This window comes from Halomarina salina, assembly GCF_023074835.1.
Lineage (GTDB): Archaea > Halobacteriota > Halobacteria > Halobacteriales > Haloarculaceae > Halomarina > Halomarina salina.
Genome location: NZ_JALLGW010000001.1, coordinates 511,319 through 532,354 on the forward strand (window position 1 = coordinate 511,319; position 21,036 = coordinate 532,354).

18 protein-coding genes are annotated in these 21,036 nt (G+C 67.5%); 9 read left to right on the forward strand and 9 right to left on the reverse strand.

The window, feature by feature from the left end; all coding sequences use genetic code 11:
* The first annotated feature begins 60 nt into the window (after window positions 1-60).
* Together MX571_RS02620 and MX571_RS02625 are read left to right on the forward strand one after the other, a co-directional pair.
* A complete protein-coding gene (locus MX571_RS02620; RefSeq protein ID WP_247414040.1) occupies window positions 61-1,302 on the forward strand; it encodes a M20 family metallo-hydrolase in 1,242 nt (413 codons plus the stop codon).
* Window positions 1,303-1,625: 323 nt separating this feature from the next.
* Window positions 1,626-2,441 (forward strand): IclR family transcriptional regulator, encoded by an 816-nt coding sequence (locus tag MX571_RS02625; protein ID WP_247414041.1) that lies wholly within the window; start codon window positions 1,626-1,628, stop codon window positions 2,439-2,441.
* Window positions 2,442-2,740: 299 nt separating this feature from the next.
* On the opposite strand, the gene MX571_RS02630 is transcribed toward MX571_RS02625, so the two are convergent.
* Window positions 2,741-2,971, reverse strand: coding sequence for a hypothetical protein (locus MX571_RS02630; protein WP_247414042.1), 231 nt, complete (start codon window positions 2,969-2,971; stop codon window positions 2,741-2,743).
* Between the two features lie 432 nt (window positions 2,972-3,403).
* Between MX571_RS02630 and rdfA the strand changes: the two genes are divergently transcribed.
* Window positions 3,404-4,039 (forward strand): rod-determining factor RdfA, encoded by a 636-nt coding sequence (gene rdfA, locus MX571_RS02635; RefSeq protein ID WP_247414043.1) that lies wholly within the window; start codon window positions 3,404-3,406, stop codon window positions 4,037-4,039.
* Window positions 4,040-4,200: 161 nt separating this feature from the next.
* Here the strand turns inward: rdfA and MX571_RS02640 are convergent, their stop codons facing one another.
* The gene (locus MX571_RS02640; protein WP_247414044.1) at window positions 4,201-6,147 is read right to left on the reverse strand and encodes an archaea-specific SMC-related protein; all 1,947 of its coding nucleotides are present in this window, start codon (window positions 6,145-6,147) and stop codon (window positions 4,201-4,203) included.
* A 107-nt stretch (window positions 6,148-6,254) separates the two neighbouring features.
* Here MX571_RS02640 and MX571_RS02645 point away from each other — a divergent pair, with 107 nt between their 5' ends.
* Both MX571_RS02645 and MX571_RS02650 read left to right on the forward strand, forming a co-directional pair.
* Window positions 6,255-6,680, forward strand: a complete 426-nt coding sequence (locus MX571_RS02645; protein WP_247414045.1) for a helix-turn-helix domain-containing protein — start codon at window positions 6,255-6,257, stop codon at window positions 6,678-6,680.
* 245 nt (window positions 6,681-6,925) lie between these two features.
* The gene (locus MX571_RS02650; RefSeq protein ID WP_247414046.1) at window positions 6,926-7,597 is read left to right on the forward strand and encodes an SdpI family protein; all 672 of its coding nucleotides are present in this window, start codon (window positions 6,926-6,928) and stop codon (window positions 7,595-7,597) included.
* Between the two features lie 129 nt (window positions 7,598-7,726).
* On the opposite strand, the gene MX571_RS02655 is transcribed toward MX571_RS02650, so the two are convergent.
* The 3 genes from MX571_RS02655 to MX571_RS02665 all read right to left on the reverse strand — a co-directional run bounded on the left by MX571_RS02655 (window position 7,727) and on the right by MX571_RS02665 (window position 11,411).
* A complete protein-coding gene (locus MX571_RS02655; protein ID WP_247414047.1) occupies window positions 7,727-8,044 on the reverse strand; it encodes a HalOD1 output domain-containing protein in 318 nt (105 codons plus the stop codon).
* A gap of 229 nt (window positions 8,045-8,273) precedes the next feature.
* The gene (mutS, locus tag MX571_RS02660; protein ID WP_247414048.1) at window positions 8,274-10,973 is read right to left on the reverse strand and encodes a DNA mismatch repair protein MutS; all 2,700 of its coding nucleotides are present in this window, start codon (window positions 10,971-10,973) and stop codon (window positions 8,274-8,276) included.
* A 93-nt stretch (window positions 10,974-11,066) separates the two neighbouring features.
* Window positions 11,067-11,411 carry a thioredoxin family protein gene (locus tag MX571_RS02665; RefSeq protein ID WP_247414049.1) on the reverse strand — a complete coding sequence of 115 codons (345 nt, stop codon included), beginning with the start codon at window positions 11,409-11,411 and terminating at the stop codon, window positions 11,067-11,069.
* Window positions 11,412-11,542: 131 nt separating this feature from the next.
* On the opposite strand from MX571_RS02665, the gene MX571_RS02670 reads away from it, so the two are divergent.
* Genes MX571_RS02670 through MX571_RS02680 form a run of 3 tightly spaced genes read left to right on the forward strand, consistent with a single transcriptional unit; the run spans window position 11,543 to window position 15,003 of the window.
* Entirely contained in the window at window positions 11,543-12,670 is a 1,128-nt protein-coding gene (locus MX571_RS02670) for a glycosyltransferase (RefSeq protein WP_247414050.1), read from the forward strand.
* A gap of 48 nt (window positions 12,671-12,718) precedes the next feature.
* Complete coding sequence (locus MX571_RS02675) at window positions 12,719-14,230, forward strand: alkaline phosphatase family protein (RefSeq protein ID WP_247414051.1); 1,512 nt, start codon at window positions 12,719-12,721, stop codon at window positions 14,228-14,230.
* A gap of 29 nt (window positions 14,231-14,259) precedes the next feature.
* Entirely contained in the window at window positions 14,260-15,003 is a 744-nt protein-coding gene (locus MX571_RS02680) for a polysaccharide deacetylase family protein (protein WP_247414052.1), read from the forward strand.
* 4 nt (window positions 15,004-15,007) lie between these two features.
* Here MX571_RS02680 and MX571_RS02685 read toward each other — a convergent pair whose 3' ends face one another.
* Window positions 15,008-16,201, reverse strand: coding sequence for a sulfatase-like hydrolase/transferase (locus tag MX571_RS02685; protein ID WP_247414053.1), 1,194 nt, complete (start codon window positions 16,199-16,201; stop codon window positions 15,008-15,010).
* Between the two features lie 94 nt (window positions 16,202-16,295).
* On the opposite strand from MX571_RS02685, the gene MX571_RS02690 reads away from it, so the two are divergent.
* A complete protein-coding gene (locus MX571_RS02690; protein WP_247414054.1) occupies window positions 16,296-17,198 on the forward strand; it encodes a hypothetical protein in 903 nt (300 codons plus the stop codon).
* A gap of 13 nt (window positions 17,199-17,211) precedes the next feature.
* On the opposite strand, the gene MX571_RS02695 is transcribed toward MX571_RS02690, so the two are convergent.
* Genes MX571_RS02695 through MX571_RS02705 form a run of 3 tightly spaced genes read right to left on the reverse strand, consistent with a single transcriptional unit; the run spans window position 17,212 to window position 20,958 of the window.
* On the reverse strand, window positions 17,212-18,264 hold the full coding sequence (locus MX571_RS02695; RefSeq protein WP_247414055.1) for a glycosyltransferase family protein: 1,053 nt from the start codon (window positions 18,262-18,264) through the stop codon (window positions 17,212-17,214).
* A gap of 47 nt (window positions 18,265-18,311) precedes the next feature.
* Entirely contained in the window at window positions 18,312-19,862 is a 1,551-nt protein-coding gene (locus MX571_RS02700; RefSeq protein WP_282594451.1) for a flippase, read from the reverse strand.
* On the reverse strand, window positions 19,855-20,958 hold the full coding sequence (locus MX571_RS02705) for a glycosyltransferase family 4 protein (RefSeq protein ID WP_247414057.1): 1,104 nt from the start codon (window positions 20,956-20,958) through the stop codon (window positions 19,855-19,857). Before MX571_RS02705 ends, MX571_RS02700 begins: the two co-directional genes overlap by 8 nt.
* Window positions 20,959-21,036 lie beyond the last annotated feature (78 nt).

A 21,036-nucleotide genomic window follows, 5' to 3' on the forward strand; every position in this document is an offset into this window, starting at 1 on the left:
TCACATTCCCCGCAGGTGCCGGAATCGTGAAGTACGAGCGCTCGAAACGCGGTATCCAACATGCCCATCCGAGAGGCACGACTCCGCGACGACCTCGAGGCGAACGCCGCACTCGGGGCCGTCGAGGGGCCGGGACACGGCCGCACCGTACTCACCGGCACCGACGCCGACCGAGCCGCCAGGGACCAGTTCGTCGACCGACTGGAGGACGCCGGACTCGCGGTCCGGGTCGACGCCGTCGGCAACGTCGTCGGTCGGTGGACGCCCGACGGGGCGGACCCGAACGCCGCACCGGTCGCCGCCGGGAGCCACCTCGACTCCGTCCCCGAGGGCGGCATCTTCGACGGCCCGCTGGGCGTCTACGCCGCGCTCGAAGCCGTCCGCGCGCTCCGGGAGGACGACGCGGACCTCGCCCGACCGGTCGAGGTGGTGAGCCTCACCGAGGAGGAGGGTCAGCGGTTCGGCGGCGGCCTCGTCGGCAGCAGCGTCGCCAGCGGCGACACGTCGCTCGAAGCGGCGCTCTCGCTCGACGACGACGGCGAGACGCTGGAGGAGGCGCTCGCCGCCATCGGCTACCACGGCGAGGGACGACTCGACGCGAGCGAGTGGGACGCCTGGGTCGAACTCCACGTCGAACAGGGGACGCGACTGGAGGCGGCCGCGGTTCCGGCCGGTGTCGTCACCAGCATCACCGGCCTCGCTCGCTGCTCGGTCACGGTGACGGGGGAAGCGAACCACGCGGGAACGACGCCGATGGGCGAACGCGCCGACGCGCTCGCCGCCGCCAGCGAGTTCGTCCTGGACGTCGAGCGTGCCGCCGAGGCCCGGACCGAGGTCTCCGAGTCGGCGGTGGGGACCGTCGGCCACCTCGACGTCGCGCCGAACGCGCCGAACGTCATCTCCGGCCGCGTCGAGGTGACCGTCGACGTACGCGACGTCGACTACGACTCGGTCGAGGCCATCGTCGCCGCCGCCCGCGACAGTCTCGACCGCCTCGAACGCGAGCGTGGCGTCGAGACGACGTTCGAGCGGCCGTGGGAGCGTCGGCCCGTCCCGATGGACGACCGGGTCCGCGAGGCGTTCCACGACGCCGGCGCGGCCCGCGGCGTGACGACGACCGACCTCCACTCCGGGGCGGCCCACGACACGATGCACCTCGCGAACGTCACCGACGCCGGTCTCCTCTTCGCTCCGTCGCGCGACGGCGTCTCGCACAACCCCCGCGAGTGGACCGACTGGAGCGACTGCGCCGCGGCGACCGAGGTGCTCGCTGGCGCGATCGCCGACCTCGCCGCCGACTGACGAATCGGCGACTCGGCAACTCGGTGACCCGGCGACCCGGCGACCGCAGACCCCCGACTGGCCCCGTCACTCGTCGCTACCGTCCTCTCGAAACCGTCCGAGAGCGCCGCTACCCGCCACTCCGAGCCTAACGACGGGGTGTTCTCACATAGCGAACGCGATTCGGTCACAGACCGGTCGGAAACGGCGTTCTGCGCGAACGTGTGCACCGTTCGCGCTGGTTTGTTGAGATAGCTCGAATCCGGCCGGTTCGGGGGTTGGAGTGGAGACTCTCGATTCCGCACATAGCAAACGCCTTTGTGCCTCCGTGACACACCGTCCGTATGACCGACCGCGACCCGCCGACCGGGACCCGCACGCTCACGACGGTACAGCACGCCTTCGACGTCGTGCGCGCACTGGAGGAGCTGGACGGGGCCGGCGTCACCGAACTCGCCGACCGACTCGGCATGTCGAAGAGCGCGGTGTACAGCCACCTCGCGACGCTGAAGGAGGAGCGCTTCGTCGTGAAAGAGGGCACCACGTACGAGCTGAGCCTCCAGTTCCTCCTGCTCGGCGAGTACGTCCGCAATCGCCACGTGCTGTACCGGCACGGTAACCGGGTCCTCGAAGAGCTGGCCGAGGAGACGGGCGAGTACGCCCACCTCGCGACCGAACAGCACGGTCTCGGCGTGAACCTCTACAAGGTGCGTGGCGAGAAGGCCGTCGGCAGCGACTACCAGACCTCGAAGCTCCAGCGCCCGGACTTCCTCCACTTCTCGGCGACGGGCAAGGCCATCCTCGCCTCCCTCCCCGAGGAGCGCGTCCACGACATCGTCGACCGCTACGGACTCGAACGGAAGACCGAGCGCACCATCACCGACCGCGACGCCCTGTTCGCCGACCTCGAACGGGTTCGCGAGCGCGGCTACTCGACGAACGACGAGGAGGAGGTGAAGGGACTCCAGGCGGTCGGCGCACCGGTCCGGGACGCGAGCGGACGAGTGCTCGGCTCCATCTCCGTCTCCGGGCCGGTCAACCGCATGCGCGAGGAGGAGTACCACGACTTCGTCATCGAGCGGGTCACCAACGCCGCCAACGTCGTCGAGGTGAACGTCAACATGGCGGGCACGGCCACGGACCTGCCGACGTTCGACTGAGGTCGTCGGCCGTCGGCTCGAACCAGCCACGGTCGGAGTGTCGTTCCGCTCCCGAAGTATCGTCGGTGCGGTGTCGGGTGGTCACGACAGGCGGCCAGTGCGACGCACCGTCGGGTCGTTCGTGACCTACGAACGCGTCCGGCCGAGAATGCGGAATGGACTCGTACACGGCTCTACCGGCCGTCTCGGTTCGACGGGAGAGGTAGTCGGTCCCCGTCGGATAACGGGTCTAAGACTGTTATCTCGGGAGCCGTCGCGCCGCTGCCAGGCGTTCCCGGTGAGCAGTCCCCGGCCCTTCGTCAGGAACGGTTCTCCTCGTCGTCCCGTCGGGGTCGACGTCGATGCGGTCCGTCGTCGGAGACGGCGTGTCCCTTCCTCGCCGGCGTCGCGGAGTGGCTATGTACCGTCCCCTTCGAGAGACCTGCTTCCTCCGCGGGGTCGGTGACGCCTACACCGCCGAGGTGCTGTGGAGACGCGAGGCTGCCCAGCGACTTCCCGACCGCGTCGGGCGTTCCGGGGTCGTCGGACACGGGCGCGCCGAAGTGGCACACGCAGACCACGCTATTCGAGGCGTTCGAACGGTTGCTTCCGAACCGGACGCTTGGGGCAGAGATAGCTAGAGATAGGAAGCGGCACGCGACGAGACCGACGACGTCGAGTGGCGATACGGACCGACGAGGCACGGCGGCCGGACGGCGAGAACGGTCGTACCGGACCGCCATTGCGAACGAGGCCCCCGAAAACCTGGGTGGTATATTGTTCGGCAAGATAGAACGGCGTTTCGGCCCGGATTGAGAAGCCAAAATAGCGATTCGTGCGCGCTATCCAGTCGGAGCGGCGAATTAGTGACCGCCAACCGCCCATATTTCCTGTTCGAAAGGGTCGAACGCACACCGACCTCGGAGACGCCGACCGCGGTGGCACAGGTACAAGTAGCCTAACGACCAACCTCCGATATCCCAATGAACGATTCGCAGGACGACACGGGCGGACGTCCCTCCAGCAAGGTCGCACGCCTCATCGACGAGTACGACCTCGGGTCGACGTTCGGCGAGCGTCTGGAACGGCGCTGGACGGCCGACGGCAGCGAGCGGATGAGTCTCCGTGACCTTGCCGACCTGTTCAACAGACGTGTCCTCGACGCCGCGATGACGCGGGCGGACATGTCGATGGTCGACGGCGAGGTGGACAACTTCTACCGCCTGCTGACAGACGACGACGTGAGCAGTGGGATGCGGACCGAGGCGCGGAGCCGTCTCGACCGGGAGGGCGTCGACGTCGACCAGCTCGAGCGGGACTTCGTCACGTACCAGGCCATCCGCACCTACCTCAAGGAGTACCGCGGTGCGGAGTACGAGAAGACGAGCGACGCCGACCGGGTCGAGACGGTCACCGACACCATCCAGCGACTCCGGACCCGGCTGCGCTCGGTCACCACCCGCAGCCTGGAACAGTTGCGGAACACCGGTCGCATCCGACTCGGGGAGTTCCGCCTGTTCGTCGACGTGGAGGTGCTGTGCGAGGAGTGTGGCGCGCAGTACCGCATCGACGACCTGCTGGCGCGCGGTGGCTGTGACTGCGAGTCGAGCGAGGCGTGACAGTCGTACGTTTGTTATGCGGCCGCGCAGTCGGTCGATTGTCGAGGTGACCCGGCGACCGCGAGTGACGACGAGTTGGTGAGGTGCGGCGGGGCAGCGAGAGACGGCAGCGCGGCGAGAAGCAGGGAGAGCGGAGCGAGAGTGAGCGGTGTGGTGGCCCCTCAGATGTCGGTGATGCGGGTGTACTCGTCGTCGAGCGCCTGCGCGTCTTCGGGGAGGAGCGCGACGACGAGGAACTCCGCGTAGTCGGCGATGTAGGCGACGAGGTCGGCGATACGCTCGGAGTCGATGGCCTCCAGCGAGTCGAGCAGGACGAACGGCACCGTCTCGTGGAGGTCGTGGACGAGGTAGCCCGCGAGGCCGAACACCAGCCCCGTCACCTCCCGCTCGGACTCGCTGAGGTGGTCGACGGTGTCCTCGTACGTCGCACCCGACGCCGTCGACCGGACGACGTGGAGTTCGAACATGCTCTTGTCCACCTTCCGCCGGCCCTCCCGGACCGTGCGCTCGACGCGTTCGATCCAGATGCGTTCGAGGTTCTGGTAGTCGAGGATACCGAGCACGGCGTCCATGTGGTCGTTGAACTGCTCGATGGCACCCGCTTCGAGCTGGTCGATGCGGGTGCGGAGGTCGGTGAGTTCCTCGGTGAGCTGGTCGCGCTGGTCGCGGAGCTGGTCCTCCTCGGCGAGGCGGTCCTCCACGGTCGCGATGCGGTCGGTGACATCGTCGAGGTCCGACTCCAGACGACCGAGTTCGAACTCCAGTTGGTTCGCCTCCCGGTGGAGGTCGAGGATCTCGCTGAAGTCCTCCGATTCGAGCGACTCGACCTCCTCCTCCAGGGACTCGATCTCCTCGTTCAGCTCCTCGCGGTCCTCGCGGAGGGACTCCAGCGCCTCGCGACGCCGGTCCAGTTCGTCGGTCACGTCCGCGAGACGGCGCTCGACGTTCTCGCGCTGGCGCTGCTGTTCCTCGCGTTCGCGCTGGGTGGCCTTCAGGTCGTCCAGGTCGTCCTCGATGCCGCGGATGGTCTCCAGCTTCTCCTTGCGCAGGTCGCGGAGGTGGTCGAGCGTCGACTCGATGCTGTCGCTCTCGACCGTCGAGCCACAGGTCCAGCAGACCACGCCGTCGTCGGCGACGAGCTGGTCGGTGACCGAGCCGTCGGTCTCCTCCTCCCGGAGGGCGCTCCCGACCGTGTCGTCCCCGCCCTCGAGCATCTCCTCGTTGAACCCGATGACGTTCTGGAGCTCGCTGATGTCGGCTTCCAGGGCCTCCTTGCGCTGGCGGAGGCGCGTTATCTCGCCGTCGAGCTCCTGGTGCTCGCCCATCGGCGTCTCGGGGAGGTCGTCGCGCTCCGCCTCCAGTTCGCGGCGTTCGCTCGTCAGCGACTCGATGCTCTCCTGCTGGACGTCGATGTCAGAGCGGATGCGCTCGGCGTCCGAGCGTCGGTTCCGGAGGTCGTCGAGCCGCGACTCGAGTTCGCGTTTCTCCTCCTGGGTCTCGCCCACGTCGGCGTCCTGGTCGGCGATCTCCTCTTCCTTCTCGGCGAGTTCGGCACGCTTCTCCTCGATGTCGGTCTCGAGGCTCGTCCGTCGCTCTTCGAGGGAGGGGAGGTCGTCCTTCAGCTCCTCCAGCTCCTCCAGTTCGTCGTCGAGACGGTCCCGTTCCGCCTCGAGGTCTCGAATCTCGGCCTGGATGGCGTCGGTGTCGACCGGCCGCATGATGAGCTCGCGGAGGTCGGCGCTCTGGGCGACCGCCTGCCGGGCGTCGTTCGATTCGAGGAGGAACGCGAAGAGGTCGGCGACCGTCGCGTCGTCGAGGTACGGGTCGCCGCCGGCGGAGACGTTCCCGTTCGACCGTGTGAACGTCCGGACGTACTCGTCGCCGGCGATTTCGAGTTCCGCGTGTCCCTCCTCGGCGTCGCCCTTCAGCGAGGCGTTGTCGCTCCCCATCGCCGCCATGATGGCCTGCAGGAACGACGTTCGATTGGTCGCGTTGCGACCGGTCAACACCGTCACGCCGGGTGGGATATCCACCGACGTCTCGTCGATTCCACCGATGTTCCGTGCGTAGACCGAAGCGACGTGCTCCGATGTCTTGACCGCGTCCATGGTCGGACTCACGACAGTGGAGTGCAAAAAGGTGTTGTAAACCCATCGGGAACGAATCCGGAAAGAAAAACACGCAGACTCATTACCCGCGACCTCCTGGAGTCGACATGGCTCGACTCGAAGGCGTCCCGGTCGCGGACCTGCTCGACGCACTCGACGCGGCGACGTCCGCGAAGGCGACGAAGCGGTTGATGGTCGCCGTCCTGTACAAACGCGGCCACTCGGTGCCGGTCGTCGCCGACTGGTTCGGGATGCGCGAGAACACCATCTACGCCTGGTTCGACCGTCTCGAAGCCGAACCAATCGAGCAGGCGGTGCGCGATAGGCCACGTCCCGGCCGGCCGCCGAAACTCGACGAGAACGAACGACGCGAACTCGACGCGACGCTCCACGAACCCCCCACAGCGGCCGGGTACGACGCGGACGCCTGGTCGGTGTCGCTCGTTCGGCGACACATCGCCGAGACGTACGACGTGGAGTACACGCACCGACACGTCCGGAACCTCGTGGACGACGCCGGCGTGTCGTCGTGACGGCGTGGTTCGTCGGGTCGCTGGAACCGCCAGCGGGTCGGTAACACGGGCAGCGGAGGCGGCCGACGACGGCCGCCGGGCAGACGTCACTCGGCAGTCGAGTCTGCGTAGTCCGACCCGACGAAACCCGACGGCGCCCGATTGTATGATTGCGGTTATTTATTTCAAATTCGTACGCTGGATGTCGTCGCCGTCGTCCGAGAACCACCCACTGATTCATCGTCGCTCGACACCTATCATCGACAATGAACACAACTCGTCGGTTCGTACTGGCCGCCGGACTGGTCGCCCTCGGCGGTGTCGCGAGCGTCCTCGCCGCGCCGTCGCTCCCCGACCAGGTGGTCACGCACTGGAACGCCGCGGGCGAACCGGACGGAACGATGGCGAAACTCCCGGCTCTCGCGCTGATGCCGCTCCTGTCGGCGTTCCTGGTGGGCCTGTTCGCCGTGATTCCGCGTCTCGACCCGCTCGGTGAGAACATCGGCGAGTTCCGGCCGTACTACGACTGGTTCGTCGTCGTCTTCGCGGCGTTCATGCTCCTGGTCCACCTCGGAACGCTGGCGTTCAACCTCGGCTACGACGTCGACATTACGCAGGTCGTCCTCGCGGGCGTCGCCCTGCTCTTCTACTACGTCGGCGTGTTGCTCGGCCACGCCGAACGCAACTGGTTCGTCGGCGTCCGGACGCCGTGGACGCTCAGTAGCGACGAGGTGTGGGCTCGGACCCACCGGCTCGCCGGTCGGCTGTTCAAACTCACCGCGCTGGTCTCGCTGGTCGGCCTCCTAGTCGGCGACTACGCGGTGTACTTCCTGCTCGTGCCCGCACTGGCGACCGCTGCGGTCACCGTCGGCTACTCCTACTACCTCTACGAGCGCCTCGAACGCGCCGGGGAGCTATCGCCGAACTCCGGCCTCTGACCGGGGCCGTCGGTGACGTACGCAGCGGTTACCTGCCTATCGGCGGCCTGTTTCAGCTACCTGCCCATCCGCTACCCGCCTATCGGCGCTCGACACGCCGACGGCGGCGTCGCGAGAGCGTGAGAGTCGTCACTCCTCGGGCGGGTCGTGTGGGGTGATCTCGATTCGCCCGTCGGCGGTGATGACGACGGCGTAGCCGTCGACCCTGAACCTGGTGAGGCCGTCGTAGCGTGCGCTCCCGTCGTGGCGCTGCTGGAACAGTCGGTCGAGCGAAACCGGGTCGATGCTCTCGTAGAGCACCCGCTCGGCACGTCGCACGTCCGTACCCATGAGGTCGGCCAGCCTGTGGACGAGGATGGTACTGAGCTTCCGCGACCCGGTCGGGTCGTAGTACGAGACGTAGCGCTCGGACTCGCGATTCGGTCTGTCTGGGGACGATGGAACCATGTCGATACCTTCGGACGCGACGGACAGTGCCGGAACTGGCGACTGTACGCCGCAGGGGGTCTGCGACCTCCGCACAATACTCTGGGTCGTGGTGCACGATAACGACAGCGTCAGGTGACGGGTCGACTGGACGTGACGCTGTTCGGTCGCCACGTCGAGAACGACGTCGAACCGAACCAGTCGGAGATGCCGACGACCCGGACCGGTCGGCGGTGAGAACGACCCGACGCTACCGGTCGTCCAGTCGCGACTGCCACTCCTGGACCTTCGACATGAGTTCGACCGGCGGCGTCTCGTTCACGTCCGTCTCGCGGAGTTCTCGCAGTACCGACTCCATCTCCGGGTCGGGCGACTGCGATGTCGAATCGGGCGATGCCGCGTCGGACGACGTCGCACCGGACGACGACGGCGTCCCGCCGTCCGCACTCGCGCCGCCTCTGAAGCCGCCCGACCCGAGGTCGAAGACGGCCTGGACCGTCTCGCCGCCGCCCGACCCCTTCGCCTCGATGGCCTTCTCCTCGCGCAGGCGGTCGAGCACGTCGCCCGCCCGGCGGACGACGGGGTCGGGGACGCCCGCGAGGTCCGCGACGTGGACGCCGTACGAGCGGTTCGTCGCCCCCTCCTCGACGGTCCGGAGGAACGTCACCTCGCCGTCCGACTCGTCGACGGACACGTGGACGTTCGCGACGCGGGGCAGGTGCTCGGCGAGACCAGTCAGTTCGTGGTAGTGAGTCGCGAACAGCGTCTTCGCGCCGACGGTGTTGTGGAGATACTCGGTGGCAGCCCAGGCGATGGAGATACCGTCGTAGGTCGCCGTCCCGCGGCCCACCTCGTCGAGGATGACCAGCGAGTCCTCGGTGGCGCTGTGGAGGATATTGCTCAGCTCCTGCATCTCGACCATGAACGTCGAGCGGCCCTGCGCCAGTTCGTCGAGCGCGCCGACGCGGGTGTAGATACCGTCGACGACGCCGACCGTCGCGGAGCGCGCCGGGACGAAGCTCCCGACCTGCGCGAGCAGGGTGACGAGCGCCGCCTGACGCATGTAGGTGGACTTCCCGCTCATGTTCGGCCCGGTGACGATGAGGAACCGGCGCTCGGCGTCGAGGTGGAGGTCGTTCGGGACGAACGAGACGTCGGTCTCGACGACCGGATGCCGCCCCGCCTCGATGTGCAGCGGTCCCGACTCGACGAGTTCCGGGCGCGTCCAGTCGTGCTTGACGGCGTGGGTGGCGAGACACGCCAGCGCGTCGAGTTCCGCGAGCGCTCTCCCCACGTCCTGCAGCAGTTCGGCGTGGCCGGCGACGTCCTCGCGCAGCTCCTCGAACAGTTCGTACTCCAGGTCGCCGCGCCGCTCTTCGAGGCGGAGTATCTCGCGTTCGCGTTCGCGGAGTTCGTCGGTGACGTACCGCTGGGAGTTCTTCAGCGTCTTGATGCCCTCGTAGCGCTCGGGGGCGGCGTCGGCCTGGGACTTCGCCACCTGGATGTAGTAGCCGTCGGTCTTGTTGCGGTCCACGGAGAGGCGGGCGATGCCCGTCTGCTCGCTCTCCCGCTCGGCGAGCGTGTCGAACCACTCGACGCACTCCTCGTGGCGCGCGACGAGGTCGGCCAGTTCCTCGTCGTACTCGGGACGCAACAGACCGCCCTGCGTGACGGTGTTCGGCGGGTCCTCGGCGAGGGCGGTGTCGAGCGTCTCGCGGAGGTCCGCGGCCGCATCGCGGTCGATGCGGTCCAGCACGTCGGCGACCGACGAGTCGGCGAGTCGCGGCGTCGCGTCGAGCGTCTCGGCGAGTCGAGGGACGAGCGCGAGCGTCTCCTTCGCGCGGAGCAGGTCGGTCGCGCCAGCGCTCCCCGACACCGTCCGACTCGCCAGCCGTTCGAGGTCGTACGCCTCCGAGAGCGTCTCCCGGAGTTCCTCGCGGGCCAGCGCGGCCTCGCAGAACGCGCCGACGCACGCCTGGCGGCGCTCCAGTTCGCCTCGGGCGCGTCGAGGGCGGCCGAGCCACTGCTTGAGGAGGCGACGGCCCGCGCTCGTCTCGGTGTGGTCGACCGTCTCGAACAGCGACCGGCCCGCGCCGGTCATCGTCTCGGTGAGTTCGAGGTTGCGCTGGGTGGTCGCGTCGACGGCGACGTGGTCGTCCGGCGTGTACGTCCCGAGGCGCGTCACCGACGCCAGCGCGCCGGTCCCCGTCTCGGCGAGGTAGTCGAGCGCCGCGCCCGCCGCCTGTACGGCGAGCGTCGAGTCCAGTCCCAGACTCTCTTCGACCTCCCCGAACTGCTCGCGGAGCACGTGTCGGGCTTTACCGGGTGCGAACGCCTCGGTCGCGTGCAGGGTGAGGGTCGCGTCGGTCCGTTCGCGGACGGTGGCGAGCAGGTCGTCGTCGGTCCGCACCGCTGGGCCGGGGAGTATCTCGGTCGGCGCGAAGCGGTACAGTTCGGTGAGGACCGCCGGTGCGTCCGCGACCGCCGTGACGTGGAATCTGCCGGTGGTGACGTCGACGAACGCGAGGCCGTACGCGTCGTCCCCCGCGTCGCTCCCGGTGCCGCCGTCGGCGCTCCCGTCCGAGACGAGACTCGCGAGGTACCGCGCGTCGGCGTCGTTCGTCTCGAGGAGCGTGCCGGGGGTGACGACCCGCTCGATGCGGCGCTCGTGGCCGTCCTCGGTGGCGTACTGGTCGGCGACGGCGACGCGGTAGCCGCGTTCGACCAGAGCGGACAGGTACGGCGTGAGGTCGTCCAGCGGGACGCCCGCCATCTTGTACGCGTCGCCGCCCGACGAGCGCTCCGAGACCTTGAGGTCCAGTTCGCGCCCGACGAGTTCGGCGTCCTCGTGGAAGAACTCGTAGAAGTCGCCCATCTGCATCGCCAGCACGTCCGCGTCCGTCTCCTCCTTGAGCGCGAGATACTGGCCGACGATACCCTCCGCAGTCATGCTTCGAGACTGTCGCGGGGGCGGTGAAAACGGTGTGGGTTCGCTCCCGACGCGGCGGCAGCTATCGGGTGGCCACGCTCCGCGTGCGCCCGGTCAGACCGACACGCCCTCGGTGTGCGTGTCGAGGAACTCGACGACGGACTCCGCACCCTGGAAGCCGTCGGCCAGTCGCGCGACTTCCGCGCCGTCCTCGAACAGGACGAGCGTCGGTACCGAGCGCACGTCGTACGTCTCGACCAGTCCGATGTCGTCGCCGGGGTTCACCATCGCCACGGTGACCTCGGTCGCACGCTGGACAGTGCCGAGGACGGGTTCCATCGCCTGGCACATCGCACAGCCAGCGGTGTAGAACTCCACGAGGACCAGGTCGTGGGTCGCGAGTACGTCGCGCAGGTCGTCGCCGTCGGTCGGTCGTAGGGGCTTGGCGGTGAGGGTCACGGGACGTAGTAGGCGGGCGAGCGGTTTAGCGGACGTGGCTCGACGGGGCGCCACACGGACCCCGTCCGGCGGTAGCGACACCACCGACCGTACTCGGTGCGTTTTTGGTCCGGAGGCCAGCAGTCGGTGGTATGGTCTCGCTCGCGGACCTCGACGTGGCGGTCGCCCACTGGGGCATCGACTCCCCCGGCGGGGCGGAAGCCGTCGCCGTCGCTCTCGCCGACGCCCTCGACTGCGACCGCATCTACACGCTCGGCGTTCCGGACGTCGGCACCCGCGAGACGTACCCGGACGTCGAGTTCTACGATCTGCTCGACGACGCCGCGCTCGAACCCCTCCGGCGTGCGCAGGCCCGTATCGACCGCGTGTTCGAGTACGCCCTCTGGGAGGACGTCGACTGGCGAGCGTACGGCCCGCCGGACGTCCTCGTCACATCGGGCGCGACGACGCGAGCGGTCCTCACCCCCGACGAGACGCTCCACCTCAACTACTGTCACTCCCCGCCGCGGACACTGTACGACCGGTACCACGACCGGACCGACGGTCTCCCCGGCGTGCTCGCTCGACCGCTGGTCCGGTACCTCCGGCTCCGCGACGCCGCGGTCGACGACCGGGTCGACGGCTACCTCGCGAACAGCCCCGTCATCGCCCGCCGACTGTGGAAGTTCTACGACCGGGACGCGGAGGTGCTGTACCCGCCTATCGACGTGGCGGCGCTCGGTCACCTCGACCGGGAACGCGGCGACCGCTACCTCCACCTCGGCCGCCTCGACGTCGAGAAGGGCGTCCCCGAGGTGGTCGCCGCCTTCGAAGAACTCGACCAGCCCCTCGACTTCGTCGGCCCACGCGGTGACGTGCCCGGCGACGTCCTCGACCGCATCGACCGCGCGCCGAACATGCGCTACCTCGGGTTCGTCGACGCCGCCGAGAAACGCCGCCTGCTGGTCGAGAGCCGCGCGGTCGTCTTCAACGGCGTCGCGGAGGACTTCGGCATCGTCCCCGTCGAGGCCGTCGCCGCGGGGGCGGCGTGTCTCGCCCGCGACGAGGGGTTCCCGAGCATGTTCGTCGACGAGGGAATCGGTCTGCGTCACGACGGCACCGGCGCTGGCGTTCGGGACGCCGTCGAGCGGTTCGAGGCCGACCCGTTCGACGCCGACCGGCAGCGTGCCGAAGAGTTCTCCCGCGAGGCGTTCGAGAGCCGACTGGAGACGACGGTGACCGAGCGCTACGAAGCGTTCGACGCGCGGTTCGGCCGCTGAGCGAAGCCCAGTACTGGTTTATATTCGACCGACATACGGCGAGCTAGTATGCCCGACACCATCGTCGTCGGTCTGGACGGCGCGAACTGGGCGCTGCTCCGCCCGTGGCTCGACGAGGGACGGCTCCCGAACGTCGATGCGCTGCGCGACGACGGCGTCTACTCGGAGATGGAGAGCTGTCTCCCGCCAGTCACCTGCCCGAACTGGCGGTGCTACACGACCGGGAAGAACCCCGGCAAACTCGGCGTGTTCTGGTGGGAGAAGATCGACACCGCGAACCGGACGCTCACGACGCCCACCTCGCGGTCGTTCGACAGCGCGAACTACTGGGACTACCTCAACGAGGACGGGAAGACGGCCGGTATCGTCAACGTCCCGATGACGTACCCACCGTTCGAGCTGGACGGCTTCCTCGTCGCCGGCGGACCGGGGAGCGAGCAGGAGGAGTACACCGACCCACCGGAGCTGAGCGACGACCTCGACGGCCGGGGCTACCGACTCCACCCGGACGTGCCGGTCACGGCCGACAGCGACAGCGAGGCGGCCGACGCGGTCGTCGACCTCATCGACGACCGACTCTCGACGTTCCGCGACCTCGTCGACGAACGGCCCGTCGACGTGGCCCACTGCACGGTCTTCTACATCAACGTCCTCCAGCACTTCTTCTGGCGCGGCGAGCCGACCCGTCGCGCGTGGGAGGTCATCGACGACCACCTGGGCGAACTCCGAGAGGCGCACCCCGAGGCGACGCTCATGCTCATGTCCGACCACGGCTGTACGGAGATCGACACCGTCTTCAACGCCAACAGCTGGCTCGAATCGATGGGCTACCTCTCGACCGAGCGCAGCGCGTCGGACCTGTTCGGTCGCGTCGGACTCAACAAGAAACGCGTCTCCGCGCTCGCCCACCGGTTCGGCGTCCACGACCTCGTGGTCAGACTCGCACCGGAGCGGCTGAAGAGCTCCGTCCCGGAGGACGAGGAGGGGTTCAAACGCGAGCAGAAGCTCGACCGCGTGAACTGGGACGAGACCAGCGCCATCGCCAGCGGGCAGGGCCTGATCTACGTCGTGGACGACGACGAGGAGACCGTCGAGTCGCTGGTGAGCGACCTGGAGAACCTGCGGAACCGGGAGGGCCGCCCCGTCGCCAGCGAGGTGCTGCGCCGCGAGGAGGCCTACAGCGGGTCGCACGTGGACGAAGCCCCCAACGTCGTCTTCGACCAGCGCGAGGGCGTCCACACCAGCGGGGCCATCGGCGACAACCCCGTCTTTGACGGCCCCGGAACGTGGGCCGCCGAGAACGTCCGTACGGGCCTGTTCCTCGCCTCGGGTCCCGAGGTGTCGGGCGCACTCGACGAGACCATCTCCATCCTCGACGTCGCCCCGACGGTCCTCCGGAGCGTCGGCAGTGCCGTCCCGACGGACATGGACGGCCGCGCGCTCGACCTGTTCGGCGACGACGCACCCGCCGAGCGCGACCCCATCCCCGCGTCGGCCGTCGACAGCGCCTCCGATCAGGCGGTGCAGGACCGACTGGAGGACCTCGGCTACCTCGAATGACGGTCTGCCTGACCGGTGACGTCCACCACATGTCGTTAGAGACCCGCGACCAAGCGTACGTGGACGGGACGGAGATGGAGGCGGCCGTCGAGTACGCGCACATCGCCGACGACCACGACCTGCCGGTGACGCTGTTCGTCACCGGGAAGGCGCTCCGCGAGGAACCGGAGCGAGCGCGGACGCTCGCCGCGATGAACAACGTCGAACTCGGCGGTCACAACTACTACGCGTTCAGCACGCCGGTTCACAAGCTCTGGCGAGGGCTGACGGGGTCGTGGAACGGCCCTCGCCCGTTCCAGGCGTGGGAGATTCGGCGGACGCTCACCGCGTTCGAGGAGGTGGGCGTCGACGTCCGCTCGTGGCGCGACCACGCCTACCGCCACGACTCGAACACCGCGGAACTGCTCGCCCGCTACGGCGTTACACACTTCTCCGACGCCGTCGAACCCGGCGGCGAACCGCGCGAGGAGGACGGCGTCCGTGTCCTCCCCATCAACACGCCACCCGACCACGACCACGTCTACCACTCGTTCCGGACGCCAGCGTTCGTCGCCGAGAGCGACTTCGAGGGGCCGTTCGGGGCCGACGCGGTGTCGCCCGACGAGTGGGTCGACTGGGTGCTGGAGTGCGTCGATAACGTGGAGACGGCGACGGTACTGGCACACCCTGCGTGTATGCAGTTGGCCGACGGGTTCGAGGCGTTCGAGGCGTTGTGCGAGCGTCTCGGCAAGTACGAGACGGCCCCGATAGCGCTCGCGGACCGCAAGCCGTGACGACTTACTCCAGGTAGCCCAACGCTTCAAGTTGCTCTTTCGACGCGGCGGCGACGTCCGATGTCGAGTCGTTTGGCCGAAACTCCTCAACTAGCGCAGGCCGGAGGGACTGGGGGTCTACCGACCCGTAGACGAGTTCACGGTCGCCGAATGTGCGGAGGAGGCGCCACATCTGGTACGGCGAACGTGAACGGTTCGCCGGTGCCTGTGCACCCTTGACGAGTTTCCGGTGGATTGCGAACGCGACGCGCTCACTGGCACGCCCGTGGTGACGGACGACTCCGCCGTCCCGATTCCAGGCTGAACTCGCCCCGTAAGAGACTCGACCACCTTTCGCCCAGAACTCGGAACGGACGACTCTGTCCGCCGAGGGCGATTTGGTCCAGACATCCACCCCCTCGACATCGTCGGGGACGGTCTCGCCACGTGCGGCGATAGCTGTCGGCGCGAGGTCTACGCCCGATAAGAGTTCGTCGTATACTTCGCCTTCTGGGAGGCCAGCCCCCATAAAGACGGTCGGCACAGAGACGAGTTCGGGACAGACCGGCGCGCCATGAGCGTAGACGCCGCCGCGAGATGGCTCCCCAAGCAACTCACCGTGGTCGCTTGTGAAGACGACAAGCGTGTCATCGTACAGTTCGCGGTCGTGAAGCATGTCGACCAGTCCCTCAAACCGTTCCGCGGCCGTCGTCGCACCCCGCTGGTAGAGGTTCCGGAGTTCCTGGTCGCGCCCGGCGAAGTGACGGAAGAACTCGGGAGAGGTGTCCCACCGGACGTTGGTGTAGTCGTAGGGGGCGTGTGCACCCTTGTCGTGGACAAGGAGCGTAAACGGTTCGCCGAGGCCCTCCAAGGTGCGCTCTTCGGTCACACGGAGGATGCGATTCGGCGGCTTCTCCGCAGGCGACTCCACGTGGTCCCAGACGTTCCGGAGGTCGGTACCGCAGTGCTCACCCGCCAGCAGTTCGGGCGTCTCGGGAAGGACATCGTCGAAACTCCAGACGCGGTGCGTTGCCGGATACAGACCGGACGCCATCGAAGGGATGCTCGTCGCAGTGTACGTACTGGCCGCCACCGTCCGTGCCGTGACGCCTCGCTGGGCGATTCGTGATGGAAGAGAGTCGAAGCGGAGGCTGTCCGCAACGAATATCAAGACGTTGTTGACCGTGCCACGCTTGGCAAGATCGGAAAGAGCGGCCATGCCTCCTCAGATTGCTGGCTCGATATAAAAGCTCCCGGCCGTGTTCGTCGGTGCGGACGGACAACGCTTTGTATTCCTCATCGCTATCCGCGGTATGTCCATCCGGGCTGCCCTCAACACGCACCTCACTCAACAGTACGAGGAGCTGGCCGAGTACTACGACAGTCCGATGTGGTGGTACAACCAGACGAAACAGTACGCCCTTTTCCCTCTCCACCGCCTCCGCTACGCCGGGCAGGGGTACACCCGCATTCTAGATGAGGACTGGGACTCACTGTTCGTTCTGGACGGGTGTCGTGCGGACCTGTTCCGGGAGGTAGCCGACGTCTCTCGGTTTGACGAGTACACCGAGGTGAACAGTGGCGCCAGCGCGACCAAGGAGTGGGTCGGCCAGCAATTCTACGGTCGCGCTCACAGCGACACGATATACGTTAACGGGAACGCCGTCGTCTCGGAGAACGTCACAGGGGCGTTCAGGGAGTTCATCGACGTGTGGCGGGATGCGTACGACGAGGAACGACGACTCATACCGGCAGAACCCGTTGCGGAGGCCGCTCGTCACGCCCGCGAGGAGCACCCCGACGCTCGACTTATCGTTCACTTCTGTCAACCTCATTATCCCTTCCTCTCGGCACCAGAGCTCCAGTTTGATGGGAGCGATGGCGGCCCGAGTAACGTGTGGCAGGCACTCCGACAAGGGAAGGCAGCCCTCGACGATGTCTGGGAGGCCTACGCCGAGAATCTGCGGTACGTGCTGGAAGTCGCCGAGCCGCTAGCCGAGGAGTTCGGCGAACGAACCGTCCTTACAGCCGACCACGGGAACCTAGTCGGCGAGCGAATCTATCCAGTGCCGCTCCGGCAGTGGGGCCACCCGCCAGGGCTCCGACATCCGAACTTGACGACCGTCCCGTGGGCGGTGGTCGACGGCGAGCGTACGACCAAACAGAGCGTTGACGCGGACGTGAACGAGCAGCTCTCGGCACTCGGTTACCGGTAATGGAGCGACCGGGTCAACGGACACCAACCTGATGAGCGAACTCGGCACGGACCTCCTCCCACGCAATCTCCTCCCCTCGTTCGCGGGCCGCTTCCGCCAGTCCGTGCCGGTCGGCGAGCGAGAGCGCCGATAGGTCGTCAAGGGCCGTCGCGACGGCATCTGCTCTCGGGGCGACGTACCGACCGGCGTCCTTCGCGATGTAGCGCATCCCTGGGAAGTCGGAGACGAGAGGAATCGTCGCCCCCGCCAGGTACTCCCCGACCTTGATGGGCGGAGCGTACTGCCAGTCGGTCCGCGGTGGGAGGACGCAATAACCGACATCGGCCTCGCGGACGCCGTCAAGCGCCTCCCGGTGAGGGACGCGCCCATTGAATCGGAGGACATCGTCGACTCCGAGTTCGACCGCCAGCGATTCGACGCGGGGGTCCGTAGTCCCGTAGACATCGACCAGCAATGACGAGTCAGTCCTCGCGAGCCCCTCCACGAGTAGTTCCCCACCCCGGTCCAGTCGAGGGCTCCCAACCCACGCGACGTGGAGCGTCGATCGGTCGGCATATTCGGGATCGACGATGGACACCGGCGCACCGTTGGGGAGGAATCGACGGTCGGAACCGTACTGATAGGGAGTCTCAGGGTGGAACGAGTGGACAGCGCGTCCGGCCCGGTGCAACAGGCCAGCGAGACCCCGGGCAGTCACCTGGTGGTACGTCCGTGGCTGGTTGAGTCGGTATTGGGCGGGCGTCTCGTAGACGTCCGGTACCCAGCGGACGCCGTACTGTTTCGCTATAAATCCTGCGAGTACCGCCTCGTAGTGGTAGGAGGTGACGAAGGTGGTCGAATCGGGGGCACTCGTCGCGACCGACGCGGCGGTACGCCCCCTGTCGAGGACGCCCTCGGCGTCGACGATGCGCGTCGTGGTCCTCTTGGCGAGGGCGTCGGGGACCGGGGCGTTGCTGACGACGATGGACTCGTCGGCCGCCTCAACGAGTCCGAGGGCGTGCTGGTAGCGGTCCGTGCTCCAGACGTCCGGAATCGTCGGCACATAGTACACGATCGACTCTAACACGAAGGAACCGTCCGAACACTGCCGCATAGGTGCACCGGTCGGCGTTCTCAGGAGAAGCGTCTGACAACCGCGTCCAGCGGCCCCAGCGGGATACCATAGCGCTCCTCGAGCGAGCGGATAAGCATGACCTCCTCGGGACGGATGCCGAGTACCACGAGAACTGTAACGATGTAGACGAGTCCGAAGACCGCCGTGAACCCGACTATCCAGAGGATTCTGCCGGGGACGAAGTCGCGGAGTAAGAAGGCGCTCACAAGCAACGGAACGGCGATAATACCGGGTTTTGCGACGGTGAGTCCGAACGGGAAGACACCGACATAGTACCTCACCTCGACGACCATCAGCAGGTCGACAAGGAAGTATGACGCGATCGTCGCCAGGGCAGCTCCGAGAATTCCGATTTCGGGGATGAGCCACACGTTCAACCCGACGTTCAGGCTCGCGGCGAGGATGTTGTTGAAGGCAATCTCGCGCGAGCGGCCGAGCCCCTGTAGGAGGCTAGTGTGGGCGTCAAGCACGTTGTGGACCGCGAAGCCGAGCGCGAGAACCGCCAGTGTGAGGCTCCCGCTCGCGTACTTCGACCCGTAGACGGCACTGATGAACGCTTCGGGGAAGAGGACGAACGGAATCAGCGTCGGAATCGTCGCGATGACGAGCAGCCGGAGGACCGAGCGGTGGACGGACAGCATGTCGCGGACGTTCTCCCCGGCTTCGAGTTCGCTGGCGACGGGTGCACCAAGGAAGTTGAACGCTGTCGAGAACATGACGATAAGGCGGGCGGCGGCGTACGCCACGCCGTAGGTGCCGACCGCCTGACTGTCCAAGAAGTAGAGGACGATGAAAACATCGATGCTTCGGTACATGAACCCGGCCGCCCCCGAGACGATGAACGGCAGCGAGTACCGCGTCATCTCCCGGGTCGAACCGCTCTGGAGCGTAGATTCTTCAAGGATGCCTGGAAGTACCCTGAACAGGTAAAACACGGCGACGAGCGCCCCCACGGCATAAGGGACGGCGTACGCGGTGGCGAACCCCAACTGTCCGAGCCCCACCGTGACGACCGCGAAGACGAGACTGAGGCGGACGATGGGCCGGATGAAGTTCTCGACGTAGACACGGTATTTCGACACCTTCTGACCGCGGATGCCGCCGATAGCGACGTTCAGGGCCGTGGCGAATGGGATGGTGAGCCCAAACACGAAGATACTGGGCGTGACCTCAGGATCTCCGAAGATGCCGCTGGCGATGAACTCGGCGTTCAGTGCAATGCCGACACCCATGACGACCGCGACGGGCAACGAGGAGACGAACGCCGTCCTGACGAGGGCGCGCTTCGCCGGCGGGTCGGTCCGTGGCAGGTACCTCGTCAGACCGCTCGCCATACCGAGACTGGCGACGAGACCGCAGATGTTGACCATCGACGTCCCGACGGTTAGACCACCGAACCCGCCAGTGGTGAGGTACCTCGCGGCGATGACCTGCGCTATGAACGCGATGACCACCTCCGCGAGGAGACCGGCGTAGACGACGCTCGCTCCCTTGACGACGTCTCGAATCGCCTGGTTCCGTTCCTGGTTACTGGACGACCCTTCACTCATCGTTCACGAGACGCGACAGCGAGCGTTCGTACCGGTCGTACAGCTCCGACCACGTGAACCCCGCCTCGACGGCCTGCCGACCCGCAGATCCGAGCCGCCGTCGCTCCTCGTCGTCCGTGGCGAGACGGTCGATAGCCGCCGCGAGCTCGGCGGGCGAGCGTGGCGAACAGAGCAGCCCCGTCTCGCCGTCGTCGACTATCTCGGGGACGCCGCCGACCCGTGTCGCGACCACGGGCGTCTCCGTCGCCTGTGCCTCCAGCACGACCCGAGGCAGTCCCTCGGTGTGCGACGGGAGGACGAAGGCGTCGACGGCGCGGTAGAGCGCCGGGACGTGCTCGTAGGGGACGGCCCCGAGGAGCGTGAGCGCGTCGCCGCCGCGTCGTTCGAGTCGTTCGCGGGCGGGACCGTCGCCCGCGACGACGGCACGGACGTCCGCCGCACAGCGCTCGGTCGCCTCCAGCAGGTCGAACACGCCCTTGTACCGGTGGAGGCCGCCGACGAACCCGATCCGAAACCCCCCGTCGGGGACTCGGTCGGCGTACTCCTCGGGGAGCGAGGGACCGGTCGACGAGAACCGCTCGACGTCGACGGCGTTCCGGACGTCGTGGATACGGTCGGCGGCGATACCCCGCCGACGGAGCTGTCGGGCGATGTACTCGCAGACGACGAGGTAGCCGTCGTGCGGGGCGCGGAGGCGGGCCTCGACCGACCCGGCGTCGAGTCGGTCGCGGAGCGACCCGTCGACGGAGCCGAGTGTCGACCCGACGTGGACCGCGTGAGGCACGCCGAGGGCTCGGGCGGCGAGGAGACCGGGGAGGTACGTCTTTCGGGTCTTCGAGACGACGACGTCCGGAGCGCGACGACGGCCGACCGTCACGGCCCGGACGAGCGTTCGGAGCGGTCCCTCCACCGGTCCGACGCGGGGGACGACCGAGTGCTGGAACGGGTATTCGGGGGCCGGGTTCCAGTCGACGAGCGTCACGTCGTGGCCACGCTCCCGGAGGGCGGCGACGACGTTGCGGACGTGGATAGCTCCCCCTCTCACCATCGCGCCGGAGAAGCTGATGGTCTCCTCGGTGAGATAGAGGATTCGCATTGGCCTTCCTTCAGCAGGCCCCGTCAAGTGTCCTTCGAGACGTTCACGCAGGCCCCGTCCCCGGGTCGCGTCGGGGTC

Excerpts from the sequence above, each read along its gene's own strand:
- MX571_RS02620 (WP_247414040.1), top strand. The coding sequence starts at position 61 with ATGCCCATCCGAGAGGCACGACTCCGCGACGACCTCGAGGCGAACGCC.
- MX571_RS02625 (WP_247414041.1), top strand. The coding sequence starts at position 1,626 with ATGACCGACCGCGACCCGCCGACCGGGACCCGCACGCTCACGACGGTA.
- rdfA (WP_247414043.1), top strand. The coding sequence starts at position 3,404 with ATGAACGATTCGCAGGACGACACGGGCGGACGTCCCTCCAGCAAGGTC.
- MX571_RS02640 (WP_247414044.1), bottom strand. The coding sequence starts at position 6,147 with ATGGACGCGGTCAAGACATCGGAGCACGTCGCTTCGGTCTACGCACGG.
- MX571_RS02645 (WP_247414045.1), top strand. The coding sequence starts at position 6,255 with ATGGCTCGACTCGAAGGCGTCCCGGTCGCGGACCTGCTCGACGCACTC.
- MX571_RS02650 (WP_247414046.1), top strand. The coding sequence starts at position 6,926 with ATGAACACAACTCGTCGGTTCGTACTGGCCGCCGGACTGGTCGCCCTC.
- MX571_RS02655 (WP_247414047.1), bottom strand. The coding sequence starts at position 8,044 with ATGGTTCCATCGTCCCCAGACAGACCGAATCGCGAGTCCGAGCGCTAC.
- mutS (WP_247414048.1), bottom strand. The coding sequence starts at position 10,973 with ATGACTGCGGAGGGTATCGTCGGCCAGTATCTCGCGCTCAAGGAGGAG.
- MX571_RS02670 (WP_247414050.1), top strand. The coding sequence starts at position 11,543 with ATGGTCTCGCTCGCGGACCTCGACGTGGCGGTCGCCCACTGGGGCATC.
- MX571_RS02675 (WP_247414051.1), top strand. The coding sequence starts at position 12,719 with ATGCCCGACACCATCGTCGTCGGTCTGGACGGCGCGAACTGGGCGCTG.
- MX571_RS02680 (WP_247414052.1), top strand. The coding sequence starts at position 14,260 with ATGTCGTTAGAGACCCGCGACCAAGCGTACGTGGACGGGACGGAGATG.
- MX571_RS02685 (WP_247414053.1), bottom strand. The coding sequence starts at position 16,201 with ATGGCCGCTCTTTCCGATCTTGCCAAGCGTGGCACGGTCAACAACGTC.
- MX571_RS02690 (WP_247414054.1), top strand. The coding sequence starts at position 16,296 with ATGTCCATCCGGGCTGCCCTCAACACGCACCTCACTCAACAGTACGAG.
- MX571_RS02700 (WP_282594451.1), bottom strand. The coding sequence starts at position 19,862 with ATGAGTGAAGGGTCGTCCAGTAACCAGGAACGGAACCAGGCGATTCGA.
- MX571_RS02705 (WP_247414057.1), bottom strand. The coding sequence starts at position 20,958 with ATGCGAATCCTCTATCTCACCGAGGAGACCATCAGCTTCTCCGGCGCG.